The following is a 13,744-nucleotide window of genomic DNA, read 5'->3' on the forward strand; positions in this document are numbered from 1 at the left end:
TGACCATGAAAAACGCACGACGAACCCTCGCAGAGTGTGGTCGGGCTCCTGGCCTGGCAGCCGTTGGTTCGGACGTGGCCAAGGCTCACCGAGGAATACCCAGCACTTCCGCCGGGCTGAACTTCGAAACGCTTCAGGAATTCACCGAGGATGACCCGAGTGTTGCCGCCCGCCTGGCCTGGCTTAGCGCCCGCCTCACCATCCGGCCGGCCCTGGCCATTGGCAGCCACTTGGCGAACGCGCCGTGGCCGTGGGGTCTCGTCGATTTCGCCGCCCGGGCTCTAGCTCCGGCTCCAGGCAGCGTTCGGGCCACGATCCGGTTGCCCCACAGCACCGCGCGGTTGGTCCGCGCTGCGGGCGTCCTGCCTGCGGACGGCAGCCGCCGGATCGTGTTGTACATGCACGGCGGCGGCTTCCTGACCTGTGGCGTCAACACACATGACCGACTCGTCACCAAGTTGTCCGAGTACGCCGACGCTCCGGTGCTCGTAATGAACTACCGGATGCTGCCAAAGCATTCACTCGGCGAAGCGATCGAAGACTGCGATGACGGTTACCGGTGGCTTCGAGGCAGAGGCTACCGACCCGAGCAGATCGTTTTGGCCGGCGATTCCGCAGGAGGCTATCTGTCGCTGACGCTGGCCCAACGGCTCCTGAACGAAGGAGAGAAGGTTGCCGCGATCGTTTGTATGTCACCCCTGATGCAGATCGCGAAGGCGCCCAAGCAGGCTCATCCGAACATCCGGAGCGATGCCATGTTCTGCGCCAAGGCTTTTGACGCATTCGCAGAGTTGATCGCCAGGGCGGCGCGGCACCGGAGTTCGGTCGGGCGCGCCGAGGAGATTTACGAGCCGCTCGACCACGTCGAGGCCGGGCTGCCTCCCACCTTGATCCATGTATCCGGTTCCGAGGTATTGCTGCACGACGCCCGGTTGGCCGCGCGTAGGTTGGCCGGGGCCGAAGTGGCGGTCGAGGTGCGCGTATGGCCGGGGCAGATGCATGTCTTCCAGATCGCCGCGCCGATGGTGCCCGAGGCCAATCGCTCGTTGCGCCAGATCGGTAACTACATCCGCGAAGCGACCGACCCCTTGCAGGCTGTTCCCCGTTGTACCGCCCGCAGCGGCACATTGAGATCCCGAGGGGGAGTCATCGCCGACAACGCCTCAAAGCGGTTGCCGCCCTCCATAATTCACCTTCAAACAGGATGCTGATAGATGCGTACTCTGGTCACCGGCGCCGCCGGTTTCATCGGTTCCACCCTTGTCGACCGCCTGCTCGAGGAAGGGCACCAGGTTACGGGGGTCGACAACCTGAGCGCCGGTGCCCCCGCCACCAATCTGGAGTCTGCCCACCGACACGAACGTTCAGGTCGCTTCAATTTCGTCGCGGCCGACGTCCGGCACCCCGAGCTGTCTGACATCGTCGCGGGGTCCAACCCCGACGTGGTCTTCCATTTGGCGGCGCACATCGATGTATGCAGGTCCGTCGCCGATCCGCAATACGATGCCCGCAACAACGTGTTGGGCACCATCAACCTCCTGGAAGCGAGTCGGCGGGCGCGAGTGCCGAGAATCGTGTACGCGGCATCGGGCGGCTCTCGCTACGGTGCGTCGGCCACCTTGCCCGCAACCGAGGACGCTCCCGTGGACCCGCGCTGCCCGTACGCGGCGGCCAAGGTTGCCGGCGAGTTCTATATGCGCGCCTACGCCAATATGTACGGGCTCACGCCCATCTGTCTGGCGTTGGCCAACGTGTATGGGCCGCGCCAAGATCCTTTTGGGGAAGCGGGCGTGGTCACGCTCTTCGGCAGTGCGATGATCTCCGGACGTCCCACGACCATCTACGGGGATGGCAGCGCAACACGCGACTACGTTTACGTCGACGACGTTGCCACTGCTTTCCTGTGCGCCGCGGAAGCGCCGGCCGCGACGACCGGAATATTCAATATCGGAACCGGTCTGCAAACGACGGTCACCGAGCTGCACCGACTCATCGCCGCGGCAGTCGGCAGCCAGGACCTGCCCGATTACGCCGAGGCCCGTACCGGTGAGGTCCAGGCCAGCGCCTTGGATCCCACCCTGGCGGGACGGGTGTTGGGCTGGAAGCCCGACATCGACCTCAACGAAGGCATCAAACGAACGGTCGACTGGCTGCGGGGGATCGTCGATCTCTGCCCGGCCCGCCTCGCGACGGCTAGGGGCTAGCGGCTAGGACTTGCATAACTGCCTGTAGAGGCGTGCACCCGGTTACGGGACGAAGCAGCAGCAGTCCGGTATGCGGTTGCGGTGGTGAGCACCAATCAAGTGTGGCGTAGCCTACAGGCTCCGACTTTCGTAGTTTCGCTGCGTCGAGCCAGTTGGCTTGCTACTGTGCCGTCCATGTCCGATGCGCGGTTATTAGGCAACATCTCACACGGCCACGCGCGCGACCGAGCTGGCGCCGACGGGAGTCCGCTGGTCGAACGGCGGCGTAACGCGAGCCCCGGCGAATCCCCGACCGACGTCCTCACGCATTTGCCTGCGCTGGTTGTGCTGGAGCGAATCCCGGTCCCCACGCTCGCGATGGGGCGAGACGGCGTCATCTTGTTCGCCAATACGGCCTTTGCCGAGATGGTCGGTTACGAACAGGACTACTTGGCGGGCTCGGCGTTCCCAGAGGTCTTCAAAAGTGGGTCTAGCGTGGAAAGCGCGCTTTCTGCCGTCGACGCACTGGCGAATCTCGTCGTTGAGCTGCAGCACTGTGAGGGTTGGACGGTGCGCGCCAAAATGAGCAAATCGGCGCTGATGCGCAGGGACGACCCGGTTGTATTGGTGACGTTCGAGAATCTGACGGAGCGGCTCTGGGTTGACGAGCGGTAGTGCTCAGCCAGCCGAGTGGTGGCCCGGTGGTGGCGCAAGGACTCGCCGGGCAAAAATTCACTCGCTAGGTTGTTTCCGTCGTAGAGCTGGCAGTAGTGGGCTAATTGTCGGCGTTTGCCGAGGCTCCGGCGGTGGCGTGGAGATCCACTGAGAGTGGCTCGGCAGCAACCTTTTTCACAGCGAGCGAGTGGCGGCGCTTGATGAATTGGACAAAGTAGTCGATTCGGTCGCTACTGGTGAAACTCGGCAATGCCAGTATCCACGCTCTCTGGAGGTTATCGAGGTGTTGCTCGGGACGGTCGGCATCGCTGATCCGGCGGATACCCACCCACAGAGCGACCAACATTTTTGCAACGTCCGCGGGATCCAAGCGCTCGATCACGTCGCCCTCGGCGATAGCGTTTTTAACCAGTCTGGTGACAAAGTCAATCCATGATTGCCAGAGTGTCGCCGGCATGTCGGTGGCATTGTCGAGGGTCTCGAGCAACCGGACGCCGGCTCGGGCCACCTCGTTTTGCGTGTCCTGGACGGCGAGTAGGTACACCAGATCGATGAGTGTTTCCAACCCTGACATTTTGCGGGCAAGCAACTCGGCGACAGTGGCGTTGCTCATCTCAATGAGGTCGTCGATGATTGCGATGGCCAACGCTTGCTTGGACTGGAAGTGAAAGTACATCGCCCCTTTGGTCAGTTGCGCCTCGGCTAGGACGTCATCGAGGCTGACCACGCTGTACGGACGATGTGCGAACTGGCGCGCCGCGGCGACGATGAGCCGTTGGCGTGTATTGCCGGCTCGTCGTTCGTTGGCCTCGGTCATCGCCCGTCCTGTCTTGTGGCAGTCACCGCGAGACGGCGAGACGATTTCGCGCGAAGCCGATATGCCGCCGAGTCGGTGCCCTCCCTCGATGATAGGGGGGAATGGCCAGTTGGCGGCGCCGACCCGCCTGCGGCGAGGGTGCCGTGTTGATCGGAGTGTTCCGCTGCAGCCTCCCTGGCGCATGTCAATCCGCGCATACCCATGGTTAGCAGGGTTACCGAAAGACTACCAGTTTGTAAAGGCGTTTGCCAGATGCCGCAAAGTATGTATTCTGTGTCTCCAAGTACAATATCGGTTTCCAGACTTCGGATGGCATCCAGACGTGCACTAACGGAGGCTGTAGCCGCCTGCTTCCACCAGGAGGAGCACATGTCGGTCGTGACCACGCAGTCAGAAATGCTGACCCCCGTGCCCTCCCCGTCGGAAGTGTGGTTGCCTTCCGGCGGTCCTGACGAGGGCGCCCGCCTGGACGGGGGCCGCCTGATCGAACGCCGGCGCCAGGGCAGTCCCGACGATTCGCCAATGGACATTCTGACGCGTTTGCCTGCTCTCGTCGTGCTGGAGCGACTCCCGGTTCCGTCTCTCGCCATGACGCGGGACGGGATCATGGTGTTTGCGAATACAGCATTCGCCAACATGGTGGGCTATCGGCAGGACGCCCTCGCGGGGCTGACATTCCCGGATGTGTTCAGGACCGTCCCGGCCGCCGTATTCGGGCTCTTCGATGTCGACGCGCTGTCGAACTTGGTTGTGGAACTCAAACATTGCGACGGCTGGACGGTGCGGGCAAGGGTTAGCAAATCCGCGATGATGCGGCGCGACGACCAGTTTGTGCTGGTGACATTTCAAGATATGACCGAACTTCTGTGGATGGACGAGCGTTAGCACGCTCGATCTCCAGACGTCGTTGAGCCGATGGCTTGACGTCTGTACTCGCCGAAGCTCCGTGGTGTGCCGGCGACACACTGCGTGCAAAGCGTCGCGGTATTGGCGGCTTACCTCTGATGTGGTCGGTGCCGTCTGATCTCTTGCCGACCAGCTGGGCGCCAGCGCGTCTTGGGGGAACCGTCCGTGAACGCGGCGCCTCGATGGCATCAGACCCGAAACCTTGCCCTTCCGCCACTAATCAGACGAAAAGTTTGATTAATCCTTACAAGATGGTCGATAAGTATGTAATATGGCCACCTGGGTGCTTCATCGGTATATCGGAGGGCCCAACCGGGCGCCTCGGGTAAACCGACCCGTTGCGGCTCAGCTTGCTTCCGTGAGGAGGAGTACATGGCGTCGCCCATGACCACAGCCGCAGACGCTCCCGGTTGCGCCGGACGTCCAATTGACGACTGCTCCCTTCGACGCGGGCGCGGTTTCGCCCGGACTTCGGTTTGGTCGTTTCGTCGAGGCGCGTTAACCGGTTCAACTCAATACCGCCAATCCGCTAGATGACTGGGAACCCATGGCGCGCATAACTTTTCCCAAGGCCGACGCCTCCGTCGCCGCCGCAGACACGGGTGCCGTCGGGGACGTGGTCACGGATTTTTTCGCCGCCGCACAAGAGTGGCCGGGCCTTCCTGCCATCGTGCATAACGGGGCAGTCATCCCATATGCGGACCTCGCGGATAGAGTCCGGATCAACGCATCGCGCTACGGTGTGCGACGGCTCGGCCCTGATAGGCCGGCCGATCTGATCGGCGCGTTGGTTTCGCACACACCCGGCGTGGTCGAGTACTTGCTCGGCATACTCCACGCTCGGTCCACCTACTGCCCGATTGATGCCGCTCTGCCGATCGCCCGCAGACAGGCGCTCGTCGCGGCCCTGGGCGTGGACCGTCTTTTCGCGGTAGCCGCCGACGTCGGCGAGCCCGAAACCCACGGAATCGCGGCGTTTAACGAGAACCCGGGAAGCGTGGACGACCTGCCGCGGGCGCTACCGCAAGGTAGCGATCCGGCGTATGTGCTGTGCACCTCTGGTTCCACCGGAACGCCGAAGCCGGTGGTGATCTCGCGGCAGGCCCTGAGCGTCACGGTACGTGCGCTACGAGACCTCTTCGCCTTAACCCCCGACGACCGCGTCCTGCAATTCGCCTCGCTCGGCTGGGACACTTGCTTCGAAGAAATCCTGCCCACGCTGACCGCCGGTGCGGCACTCGTTTTCGACGACGCCGCCCATTCCGGCTCGTTCCCGCGCTTCGTCCGCATGTTGGCCGAACGCGAGGTCACCATGCTCGACCTACCCACGGCGTTCTGGCACGAACTGGTGCTTTTCCTCCACGAGGAGCGGGCGGCGCTGCCCGACAGTGTCCGGCTGGTAGTCATCGGCGGCGAACGGGTCGATCCGACCCGGTTACGGCAGTGGCGTGACCTCGACGTCGGGCACGTCAGGTTGCTCAACACCTACGGGTGCACCGAAACGACGATGGTGACCCACGCGGCGCAGTTGGCGGGGCCCGGCACCGAAGCCGAAGTCGCGAGCGGCGACGCCGAAGCGCCACTGGGTCGTCCACTGCCCCATGTGCGCGACCACGTCACCGAAGAGGGGGAGCTGCTGATCTCGGGCCCCTCGCTGGCTAACGGTTACCTCGGGTCGCCGGAACACACCGCCAAGGGATTCCCGGTTGCCGATCACGGTTGCGGCCGGACCCGCTGGTTCCGCACCGGCGATCTGGTTGTCCGCGGCGAACACGGCTTGCTCTATTCGCGCGGTCGCGCCGACGAACAGGTGAAAGTCCTCGGGGTGCGCATCCATCCGGCCGAGGTGGAGGCACAGTTGATCACCCATCCCGCCGTTGCCGGCGCCGTCGTGGTCGGCGAACGGCTCCTCGGGCGCACGTCGTTAACGGCGTATGTCACTACCACCGGGGAGACCACTCCGGCCGAGTTGAAGCGCTACCTGCGTGAGCGGCTGCCTAGTCAATTCGTCCCCAGCCGAGTGAAATTCGTTGCTGCGCTCGCTTATACACCAAGCGGCAAAGTTGATCGAGCGGCAACAGTCCGCGCCGCGGCGGACTACGACACAAGAGGAAAGAGCCTATGAGCGCAGAACAGATCGTTGCGATTTTCCGCCGGGTGCTCAACACACCCGAAGTGAACGTCGACTCCGACTTCTTCGAACTCGGCGGCGATTCGCTGCTGGCCACCCGGGTGCTCAGTGCGATCGCGCGGGAGTTCGGGACGGAGCTGCTGTACGAGGACTTCGTCGAAAACCCGTCGCCGGAAGGGCTGTTCGCCAGAGTAGTTGTTGCAGTGCCATGAACGCCGGGTCTATGCGAGTTGTCGTCGTCGGTGCCGGCCTAGCTGGACTGACCGCGGCGAATGAGCTGGCGGACGCCGGTGCAGAGGTCACGGTCCTAGAGGCGCGCGATCGGGTAGGCGGCCGTACGCACGGAATCCCGGTCTCGGCGACTGTGGTTGCCGATGGCGGTGCTGCCTATCTGGGCGCCCAGCACACCGAATTACTCGCCTTGCTGAGGAAGTACGGTCTTGATCTGGTGTCGACGGCAACGACCGGCGATAGCACGTTCTTGGTGAGTGACCAGCGGACGACATCTGCGAGTCGGATGCCACCGCTGCGCGGCGTTGCGCTCGGCGATCTCTTCGACCGGCTCGAGGAACTCGTCGAGCAGGTCGATCCAGAGGCCCCATGGGCGACTCGTCGGGCGGAAAGCCTGGATCGGCAGTCTGCCGCGGACTGGATTGCCGCCGAGCGCATGCATCCGGACGCGGAAACTTTCTTCCCGTTGTTTCTCGGCGAAATGATGGCTGCCGATCCGGCCGCGATCTCCGCTCTGCACATGGCCTTTTATCTGCGGTCGGGTGGAGGGATCCGGTATCTCAACGCCTTCGAGGGCGGAGCCCAGCAGTGGCGGATCGATGGCGGCTCGCATCTACTGTGCTCGGCCCTCGCTCAACGGCTCGGTGACCGGGTACGGACGCGCCATCCGGTGTCTGCGATCGATCAGGACGCCGACGGCGCCGTGGTGCATTGTGTTTCGGACGTGGATGGCACGCGCTCGCAGTTTCGCGCCGACCGGGTGGTGGTCGCCGTACCGCCGCTATTGGCGCAGGAGATCGAGTTCCGGCCTGTTCTGCGCGCACCGCGTGCGACGGCGCATACCAGCCGCGGACGCGCGGTGAAGGTCCATCTTGGCTATCCGGCTCCAATGTGGCGTGACCACGGCTTATCCGGATGGTCGCTGAGTACCCACGGCCCGCTGCTGTCCACGGTCGATGATTCACCGCCCGATGAATCAGCGGGCGTATTAACAGGTTTCGTCACCGGAGCTGCCGCCTTGGCGTTCAGCGCGCTGTCGTCGGACCGCCAGCGGGACGCGGCGCTCGCCCACTCGCACCGGCTCTTCCCGCAGTTACCTCCGCCGACGCGATACGCGGTAACCGACTGGTTGACCGAGGAATACAGCAGGGGAGGGTATGCGGCCCTGTTCGGACCCGGTGACTGGCTCAGGCTCGGCCCTTCACTGACTGCACCGCATGGTCGGGTTCACTGGGCGGGCACCGAAACCAGCTTGGAGTTCTTCGGCCTGATGGAGGGCGCAATCCGGTCGGGTCTGCGCGTCGCGGCCGACTTGATCCAGGGTGCGGAAGCCGCGGCGGCGTCGCGAGAGGTTGTGTCGCTATGACGGTGCTCAGCGACGCCACGCGCACTGGCTTCACCGCCGCCCTCGATCAGCCGTATATATACGTGCGCAAGGAGTTATCCGAGCCGGATTGGCGTCGCTACCCAGGTTGGTCGACGGTCACCGAGTCCGAGTGGCGAAACCCGCAGTGGCAGCGGGCACACACGGTCAAGAACATCGCTCAATTGCGTGCCGTGGTCGGCGACCTGCTCGACGAGCGGTTCTACACCGACCTCGCCGCCGACCAGCAGCAGCGGGCCACCATGTCGATGCTGCTGCCACCTCAGATGCTCAACACCATGGCTCCCAACTGCCGGCCGGAAAGCCGCGCGCTGACCGACGCCTTCTACTCTGATCCGATCCGGCGCTACATGCTGCCCTTGCTCAGTGACCGGGAGCCGGAATGGTGCTCACACCCGTACGCCGAGCGAGACTCGTTGCACGAGAGCGACATGTGGGTGGTCGAAGGGCTGACCCATCGATACCCGACCAAGGTACTCGCCGAGATGCTTTCGACCTGCCCGCAATACTGCGGGCACTGCACGCGAATGGATCTGATCGGCAATTCCACGCCGACCGTCAGAAAGACCAGATTATCCCTGCACCCCGCCGACCGCTACGAGCGGATGCTGGACTACCTGCGGGCGACCCCGATGGTGCGCGACGTCGTGGTATCCGGCGGGGACCTTGCCAACGTCCCCTGGCCGCGGGTGGAATCGTTCGTCATGCAGTTGCTCGCGATTGACAGTATTCGCGACATCCGCTTGGCGACAAAGGCATTGGTCGGGCTGCCGCAGCATTGGCTGCAACCCGACGTGGTGGAGGGCGTGAGCCGCGTGGCGCACATCGCCGGTGCCCGCGGCGTCAACCTCGCGATGCACACCCACACCAACCATGTGCAGTCGGTGACCCCGCTGGTCGCGTCGGCGGCACGCGGGCTGCTGGACGCAGGACTGCGCGACGTGCGCAACCAAGGGGTGTTGTTACGAGGCGTGAACGCCACCGCCGACGACCTACTTGACTTGTGCTTTGCGCTGCAGGGCGAAGCGAACATTTTGCCCTACTACTTCTACATGTGCGACATGATCCCCAACGCCGAACACTGGCGCACCCCGCTGTGGCAGGCACAGCAGCTGCAGTTGGCGATCATGGGCTATCTGCCCGGATTCGCGACGCCGCGAATCGTCTGTGATGTCCCGTACGTGGGCAAGCGCTGGGTTCACCAGGTGGTGCGTTACGACCGGGACCTCGGAATCTCCTACTGGACCAAGAATTACCGCACCGGGTTGGACGGGGCCGATGTGGACGCGTTGAACCGCGTCTACCCGTTTTACGACCCAATCGACACCCTGCCGACCGTTGGTCAGACCTGGTGGCGGAAGAACTCCGACCTGCCTTGTGACACAGCGCTTTCGGTTGGCCCCGAGTCCGTGACGCCTGCCCCAAATGGCGGCACCGCACCTGGCCCGTGCGGTGCCGCCACAGGGGCGGACGGAGGGACGGAACCGGTTTCCCGCACGGTGGAGACCTTTGGTGATTCCATCGGGGAGCGACTGCCGTCGCAAGCCACTATGGAGCACTCTCACGAGACCGTCAAAAGGCGCAAACGGGCGACAGCCGAGCCAGATTCGGCGCTCCAGCAGGCAGGCGTATCGCCGGCCGTCCATCCCGGGGCATGAGCTGGAACGGCACGCGCTGAGAAGGGGAGACAGGGGTATGGGCGCTGCGGGAAACATGTATGGCCGACGCCGGTCAGTGCAACACATCGGCTCCAAAAATCCTCTGCTGCAGGGAGTTCGACTCTATGGGTCGGTGAGTTGCGGATGACTGTCGTCGAGATCGCTCCGATCACGGATGCGGACAAAGCCGCAGTGGCGGAGTTCCTGCACACCAACCTCAACGACCGGGTTCCGTGGGAGGTTGCCTGCTTCGCGGCGCCATGGAAGGTGGAGGCGCCGAACCACGGCTTCATGGTTCGCGATGGGCAGCGCGTCGTTGGCACCCTACTGGCTCTTTACTCCGAGCGGTTAGTGGCAGGACGGGTGGAGCGGTTCTGCAACATGACATCATGGTGCGTGCTGCCCGAATATCGCTCCCGGAGCATCACATTGCTCAAGACACTGCTGGCGCAGGAGGGTTACCACTTCACGGTTTTCACGCCTGACGTGGGGCCGCAGGAAATCCTTAATTGGCTGGGGTTTCGTTACCTCGACACCGCCGCGGCGCTCATTCCGAACCTGCCGTGGCCCACCCTGCCGCGCTGGACAAGAATCAGTGCCGATCCAGCGGTCATCGAAAGGACGCTCGGAGGCACGGCGCTGCAGGTCTACCACGACCACGCGCGAGGGCTCGGAGCGCATCACCTTGTTTTAATTCGCGGCCGCAGCTCTTGCCACGTCATGTACCGGGAATTTCGCCACAAAGATGTGCCGCTGCTCGCGATAGTCATGCACGTCAGCGATCCTGACTTGTTTCACCGAGCGCTGCGTCCGCTGACCCGTTATCTGTTGATTCGTCATCGGCTCGTGGCAACCCTGGCCGAGTTACGGGTCATCGAGCACAAACCGCGCCTGTCGTTCGCGCTGGACTCCTGGCCCAAGATGTATCGCAGCGCCAGCCTGGAACCCGAGCAGATCGACGATCTCTACAGCGAGCTCATGTGCTTGCCCCTATAGCGGGGGAGGTTGGCCACTCCGCGGACCAGCCTTGATTTCTTCGCGAGACAGGTCCCGCCTGGTCCAGGCTACGGCTAACGGGCGAGAGGCGGGCCGCGCGGATAGTGCCGAGAGGAAAGGAATGTGTTGACGTGATCGCAACGCTGATCGGGGTATTGGTCCTACTCATAGCGGCAGCCATATGCGTATCGATATTTCTTATTGCCTTCAGTTTCGTGATAACTCACAAACTCCGATCGCATATCCCACAATCGCGGTGTTCCCACGCCGAGGACAATCTCGGCTGGGAGTAGGCGAACCGCAGCAGGGAAGACATCCCACGCAGGGGGTTCGTCGGCGCCGCTCGCGTCAGCCTGACCAAGGGCTCGCCAGCGGCCCGCACCGGCGACATCCAGCAGAAGCCGAAGCATCAGGGGAGCGACTCAGTTGCTCCGCTCTTTCTGTTCGAAGGCCGAACGCGATTGACCCTGAGCCGTGCGGACGAGGCGGTCGCGGCCAGGCCGGCGCTGAGACCAGAAGTACGATAACAGTTGCTCAAGATCTGATAAGTATGTAATCTTAGGGATCAAGTGCATATCGGTATATAAGCATCCACCCGAGCGTGGCCGTGGGGCGATCCGCCAAAGGGCCGGCCGGGTTTCCCGGTAGGAGGAGAGCATGTCTTTCGTAACCACGCAGCCGGCGCTTCTGGCGTCCGCTGCCGCGGAATTGGAAACCATTGGTGCGCAAATGGCCGCCGGCGACGCGGCCGCCGCAGCCCCGACGACGGGGGTGATTCCGGCTGCGGCTGACGAGGTATCGGCGCTGACGGCTGCGCAATTCGCCGCGCAGGCGCAACTCTTCCAGGCCGTGAGCGCCCAGGCGACGGCCATTCACGAAATGTTCGTGAACGCGCTGACCACTAGCGCCGAGTCGTACGCGGCCACCGAAGCCGCCTCGGCCGCGGCGCTGTAGAGATCACGCGGGTTCAGCGATGGACTACGGGGCTTTGCCGCCAGAGTTCAACTCCGGGCTGATGTATGCCGGCCCGGGGCCGGAGTCATTTCTGACCGCCGCCGCCGGGTGGAACTCGCTGGCGGCCGAGTGGACTTCCGTGGCCACCTCTTACCAGTCGGTGATTGCCGGGTTGATCAGCGACTGGACCGGGCCTTCGTCGGCGGCAATGGCGGCGGCGGTCGCACCCTACATAGCGTGGATCACCGCGACGGCCGGAGAGGCGGAATTGACGGGCGCGCAGGCGCAAGCCGCGGCGAGCGCGTTTGAGACGGCGTTCGCGATGATGGTGCCGCCACCGGTGATCGCGGCGAATCGCACCCAGCTGATGAATCTGGTCGCGACGAACCTTCTCGGTCAGAACACGCCGGCGATCGCGGTTAATGAAACCCAATACGGCGAAATGTGGGCCCAGGACGCGGCGGCGATGTACGGCTACGCTGCGGCTTCGGCCGTCATCGGCGCGAGGATCACGCCGTTCACGCCGGCGCCGGAGACCACAAACGCGGCCGGACTGGCCGCGCAAGGCGGCGCGACCGGCGGTTCGGCCGGCAATTCGGCCTCCACCTCGCTGTCGAAGTTGGTCTCGTCGGTTCCGACGACCCTGCAGAACCTGGCGTCACCGGGTTCCTCGACGCCCACATCGGGAGTATCGGCGCTCGCTGACGGCGCGTCGGGCGGTGCCTCCGGCGGAGGCACCACCACCGCGGCAGGCCCCCTCGGGGGACTGATCGACTCGAACGGCGTCGCGACCAGTCTGGTTTCGCAATATCTCGGTATGCCGGGGTGGGCTGGCATTTCCCTGATGAGCACGTTCATTTCGCCACTGCAGACGCTCATGACCACGCCGATTAACAACGCACTATCCGCCGCTCCGGCAGTCGCCGCAGACGGTGCGGCCGCAGGTGCGGCGGATGCGGCAGCGGGGGCGGCGGCCGCTGAGGGTGCGGTGGGATCCGGGTTGGGCGGAATCGCGGATGTTGGCGCTGCCGCGGGCGTCGGTGAGGCGGCCTCGGTCGGCGCGTTGTCGGTGCCGCCGAATTGGGGCTGGGCCGCTTCAGGCCTGTCGGGCGTCGGCAGCGTGCCATTGACGTTGCCGGGCATCAGTGTGGACGCGCCCGGCAGTCTGCCCATGGCGGCCGGGCTGCCCATGATGGCGGGCGGGCTACCGGGGCTAGCCGGAGCGGGCGCCATAGGGGCCGCCGCGGGTCTTGCTCGCGGCAAGTACCTGCCGCGCCTCAACGTTGTGGCGCGCTCGCCAGAGGCTGGCTACTCGGCTGCTTCGGCGGCCCCGCCCGCCGCGAAATACCCTGTGCCCGCCACGTTCCCGACAAACGGACACGCGCCCCCGGGTTACCAGCCGGCGATCGTGTACCTGCCGACCAATGGCGACGAAGCCGCCAAGACCTGACAGGTGCGCGCGGTTCATCGGACGGACTCGGGTTCTGTCCGAATTGCTCCCGCGCTGAACCGCGTGTGACCTCACCAGCGAACGATCCGATTCCGGATCGTTCGCTGGTGCAGCGATTGACCTGGCGAAGTCTCACCACGCCGCCAAGCGTGCGCCGGGCGATGAGCTATGCGGTGCGACAGTCGCCGGGCGCGGTGACCCAAGCCGGTGACGGGATGTGGGCAGCGCGCCGCAGTGCCTGAGCGGCTGTCTACGGACGTGACGTTTGGTCGGCTCCGTCCCACGCTGACCCGCGGCCGGTTGCCAAGGCAAGATACTGCAGGAATTAGAAACCCTTCCATTCGATCCCAATAGTATGT

12 protein-coding genes are annotated in these 13,744 nt (G+C 64.2%); 11 read left to right on the forward strand and 1 reads right to left on the reverse strand.

What is annotated here, in order from left to right:
- Positions 1 to 5: 5 nt before the first annotated feature.
- The 3 genes from ACEL92_RS05830 to ACEL92_RS05840 all read left to right on the forward strand — a co-directional run bounded on the left by ACEL92_RS05830 (position 6) and on the right by ACEL92_RS05840 (position 2,858).
- Complete coding sequence (locus tag ACEL92_RS05830; protein WP_374024696.1) at positions 6 to 1,211, forward strand: alpha/beta hydrolase; 1,206 nt, start codon at positions 6 to 8, stop codon at positions 1,209 to 1,211.
- 3 nt (positions 1,212 to 1,214) lie between these two features.
- Positions 1,215 to 2,204 carry an NAD-dependent epimerase/dehydratase family protein gene (locus ACEL92_RS05835; RefSeq protein ID WP_374024697.1) on the forward strand — a complete coding sequence of 330 codons (990 nt, stop codon included), beginning with the start codon at positions 1,215 to 1,217 and terminating at the stop codon, positions 2,202 to 2,204.
- A 249-nt stretch (positions 2,205 to 2,453) separates the two neighbouring features.
- Positions 2,454 to 2,858, forward strand: coding sequence for a PAS domain S-box protein (locus ACEL92_RS05840; protein WP_374026088.1), 405 nt, complete (start codon positions 2,454 to 2,456; stop codon positions 2,856 to 2,858).
- 100 nt (positions 2,859 to 2,958) lie between these two features.
- On the opposite strand, the gene ACEL92_RS05845 is transcribed toward ACEL92_RS05840, so the two are convergent.
- Positions 2,959 to 3,675, reverse strand: a complete 717-nt coding sequence (locus ACEL92_RS05845) for a ScbR family autoregulator-binding transcription factor (protein ID WP_374024698.1) — start codon at positions 3,673 to 3,675, stop codon at positions 2,959 to 2,961.
- 522 nt (positions 3,676 to 4,197) lie between these two features.
- Here ACEL92_RS05845 and ACEL92_RS05850 point away from each other — a divergent pair.
- From ACEL92_RS05850 to ACEL92_RS05885, 8 genes are all read left to right on the forward strand, one after another.
- Positions 4,198 to 4,560 carry a PAS domain S-box protein gene (locus tag ACEL92_RS05850; RefSeq protein WP_374026089.1) on the forward strand — a complete coding sequence of 121 codons (363 nt, stop codon included), beginning with the start codon at positions 4,198 to 4,200 and terminating at the stop codon, positions 4,558 to 4,560.
- 568 nt (positions 4,561 to 5,128) lie between these two features.
- Positions 5,129 to 6,706 carry an AMP-binding protein gene (locus tag ACEL92_RS05855; protein ID WP_374024700.1) on the forward strand — a complete coding sequence of 526 codons (1,578 nt, stop codon included), beginning with the start codon at positions 5,129 to 5,131 and terminating at the stop codon, positions 6,704 to 6,706.
- Positions 6,703 to 6,924, forward strand: a complete 222-nt coding sequence (locus ACEL92_RS05860) for an acyl carrier protein (protein ID WP_374024702.1) — start codon at positions 6,703 to 6,705, stop codon at positions 6,922 to 6,924. Before ACEL92_RS05855 ends, ACEL92_RS05860 begins: the two co-directional genes overlap by 4 nt.
- A gap of 11 nt (positions 6,925 to 6,935) precedes the next feature.
- The gene (locus ACEL92_RS05865) at positions 6,936 to 8,309 is read left to right on the forward strand and encodes a flavin monoamine oxidase family protein (protein ID WP_374024703.1); all 1,374 of its coding nucleotides are present in this window, start codon (positions 6,936 to 6,938) and stop codon (positions 8,307 to 8,309) included.
- On the forward strand, positions 8,306 to 9,985 hold the full coding sequence (locus tag ACEL92_RS05870) for a KamA family radical SAM protein (protein ID WP_374024704.1): 1,680 nt from the start codon (positions 8,306 to 8,308) through the stop codon (positions 9,983 to 9,985). Before ACEL92_RS05865 ends, ACEL92_RS05870 begins: the two co-directional genes overlap by 4 nt.
- Positions 9,986 to 10,129: 144 nt before the next feature.
- Entirely contained in the window at positions 10,130 to 10,981 is an 852-nt protein-coding gene (locus tag ACEL92_RS05875) for a hypothetical protein (RefSeq protein ID WP_374024705.1), read from the forward strand.
- Between the two features lie 657 nt (positions 10,982 to 11,638).
- Positions 11,639 to 11,935 carry a PE family protein gene (locus ACEL92_RS05880; protein ID WP_374024706.1) on the forward strand — a complete coding sequence of 99 codons (297 nt, stop codon included), beginning with the start codon at positions 11,639 to 11,641 and terminating at the stop codon, positions 11,933 to 11,935.
- Positions 11,936 to 11,954: 19 nt separating this feature from the next.
- The gene (locus ACEL92_RS05885; RefSeq protein WP_374024707.1) at positions 11,955 to 13,385 is read left to right on the forward strand and encodes a PPE family protein; all 1,431 of its coding nucleotides are present in this window, start codon (positions 11,955 to 11,957) and stop codon (positions 13,383 to 13,385) included.
- Positions 13,386 to 13,744: the final 359 nt, after the last annotated feature.

The organism is Mycobacterium hainanense (assembly GCF_041890355.1).
Lineage (GTDB): Bacteria > Actinomycetota > Actinomycetes > Mycobacteriales > Mycobacteriaceae > Mycobacterium > Mycobacterium hainanense.

Excerpts from the sequence above, each read along its gene's own strand:
- ACEL92_RS05875 (WP_374024705.1), top strand. The coding sequence starts at position 10,130 with ATGACTGTCGTCGAGATCGCTCCGATCACGGATGCGGACAAAGCCGCA.
- ACEL92_RS05860 (WP_374024702.1), top strand. The coding sequence starts at position 6,703 with ATGAGCGCAGAACAGATCGTTGCGATTTTCCGCCGGGTGCTCAACACA.
- ACEL92_RS05850 (WP_374026089.1), top strand. The coding sequence starts at position 4,198 with ATGGACATTCTGACGCGTTTGCCTGCTCTCGTCGTGCTGGAGCGACTC.
- ACEL92_RS05830 (WP_374024696.1), top strand. The coding sequence starts at position 6 with ATGAAAAACGCACGACGAACCCTCGCAGAGTGTGGTCGGGCTCCTGGC.
- ACEL92_RS05845 (WP_374024698.1), bottom strand. The coding sequence starts at position 3,675 with ATGACCGAGGCCAACGAACGACGAGCCGGCAATACACGCCAACGGCTC.
- ACEL92_RS05880 (WP_374024706.1), top strand. The coding sequence starts at position 11,639 with ATGTCTTTCGTAACCACGCAGCCGGCGCTTCTGGCGTCCGCTGCCGCG.
- ACEL92_RS05885 (WP_374024707.1), top strand. The coding sequence starts at position 11,955 with ATGGACTACGGGGCTTTGCCGCCAGAGTTCAACTCCGGGCTGATGTAT.
- ACEL92_RS05870 (WP_374024704.1), top strand. The coding sequence starts at position 8,306 with ATGACGGTGCTCAGCGACGCCACGCGCACTGGCTTCACCGCCGCCCTC.
- ACEL92_RS05835 (WP_374024697.1), top strand. The coding sequence starts at position 1,215 with ATGCGTACTCTGGTCACCGGCGCCGCCGGTTTCATCGGTTCCACCCTT.
- ACEL92_RS05865 (WP_374024703.1), top strand. The coding sequence starts at position 6,936 with ATGCGAGTTGTCGTCGTCGGTGCCGGCCTAGCTGGACTGACCGCGGCG.
- ACEL92_RS05855 (WP_374024700.1), top strand. The coding sequence starts at position 5,129 with ATGGCGCGCATAACTTTTCCCAAGGCCGACGCCTCCGTCGCCGCCGCA.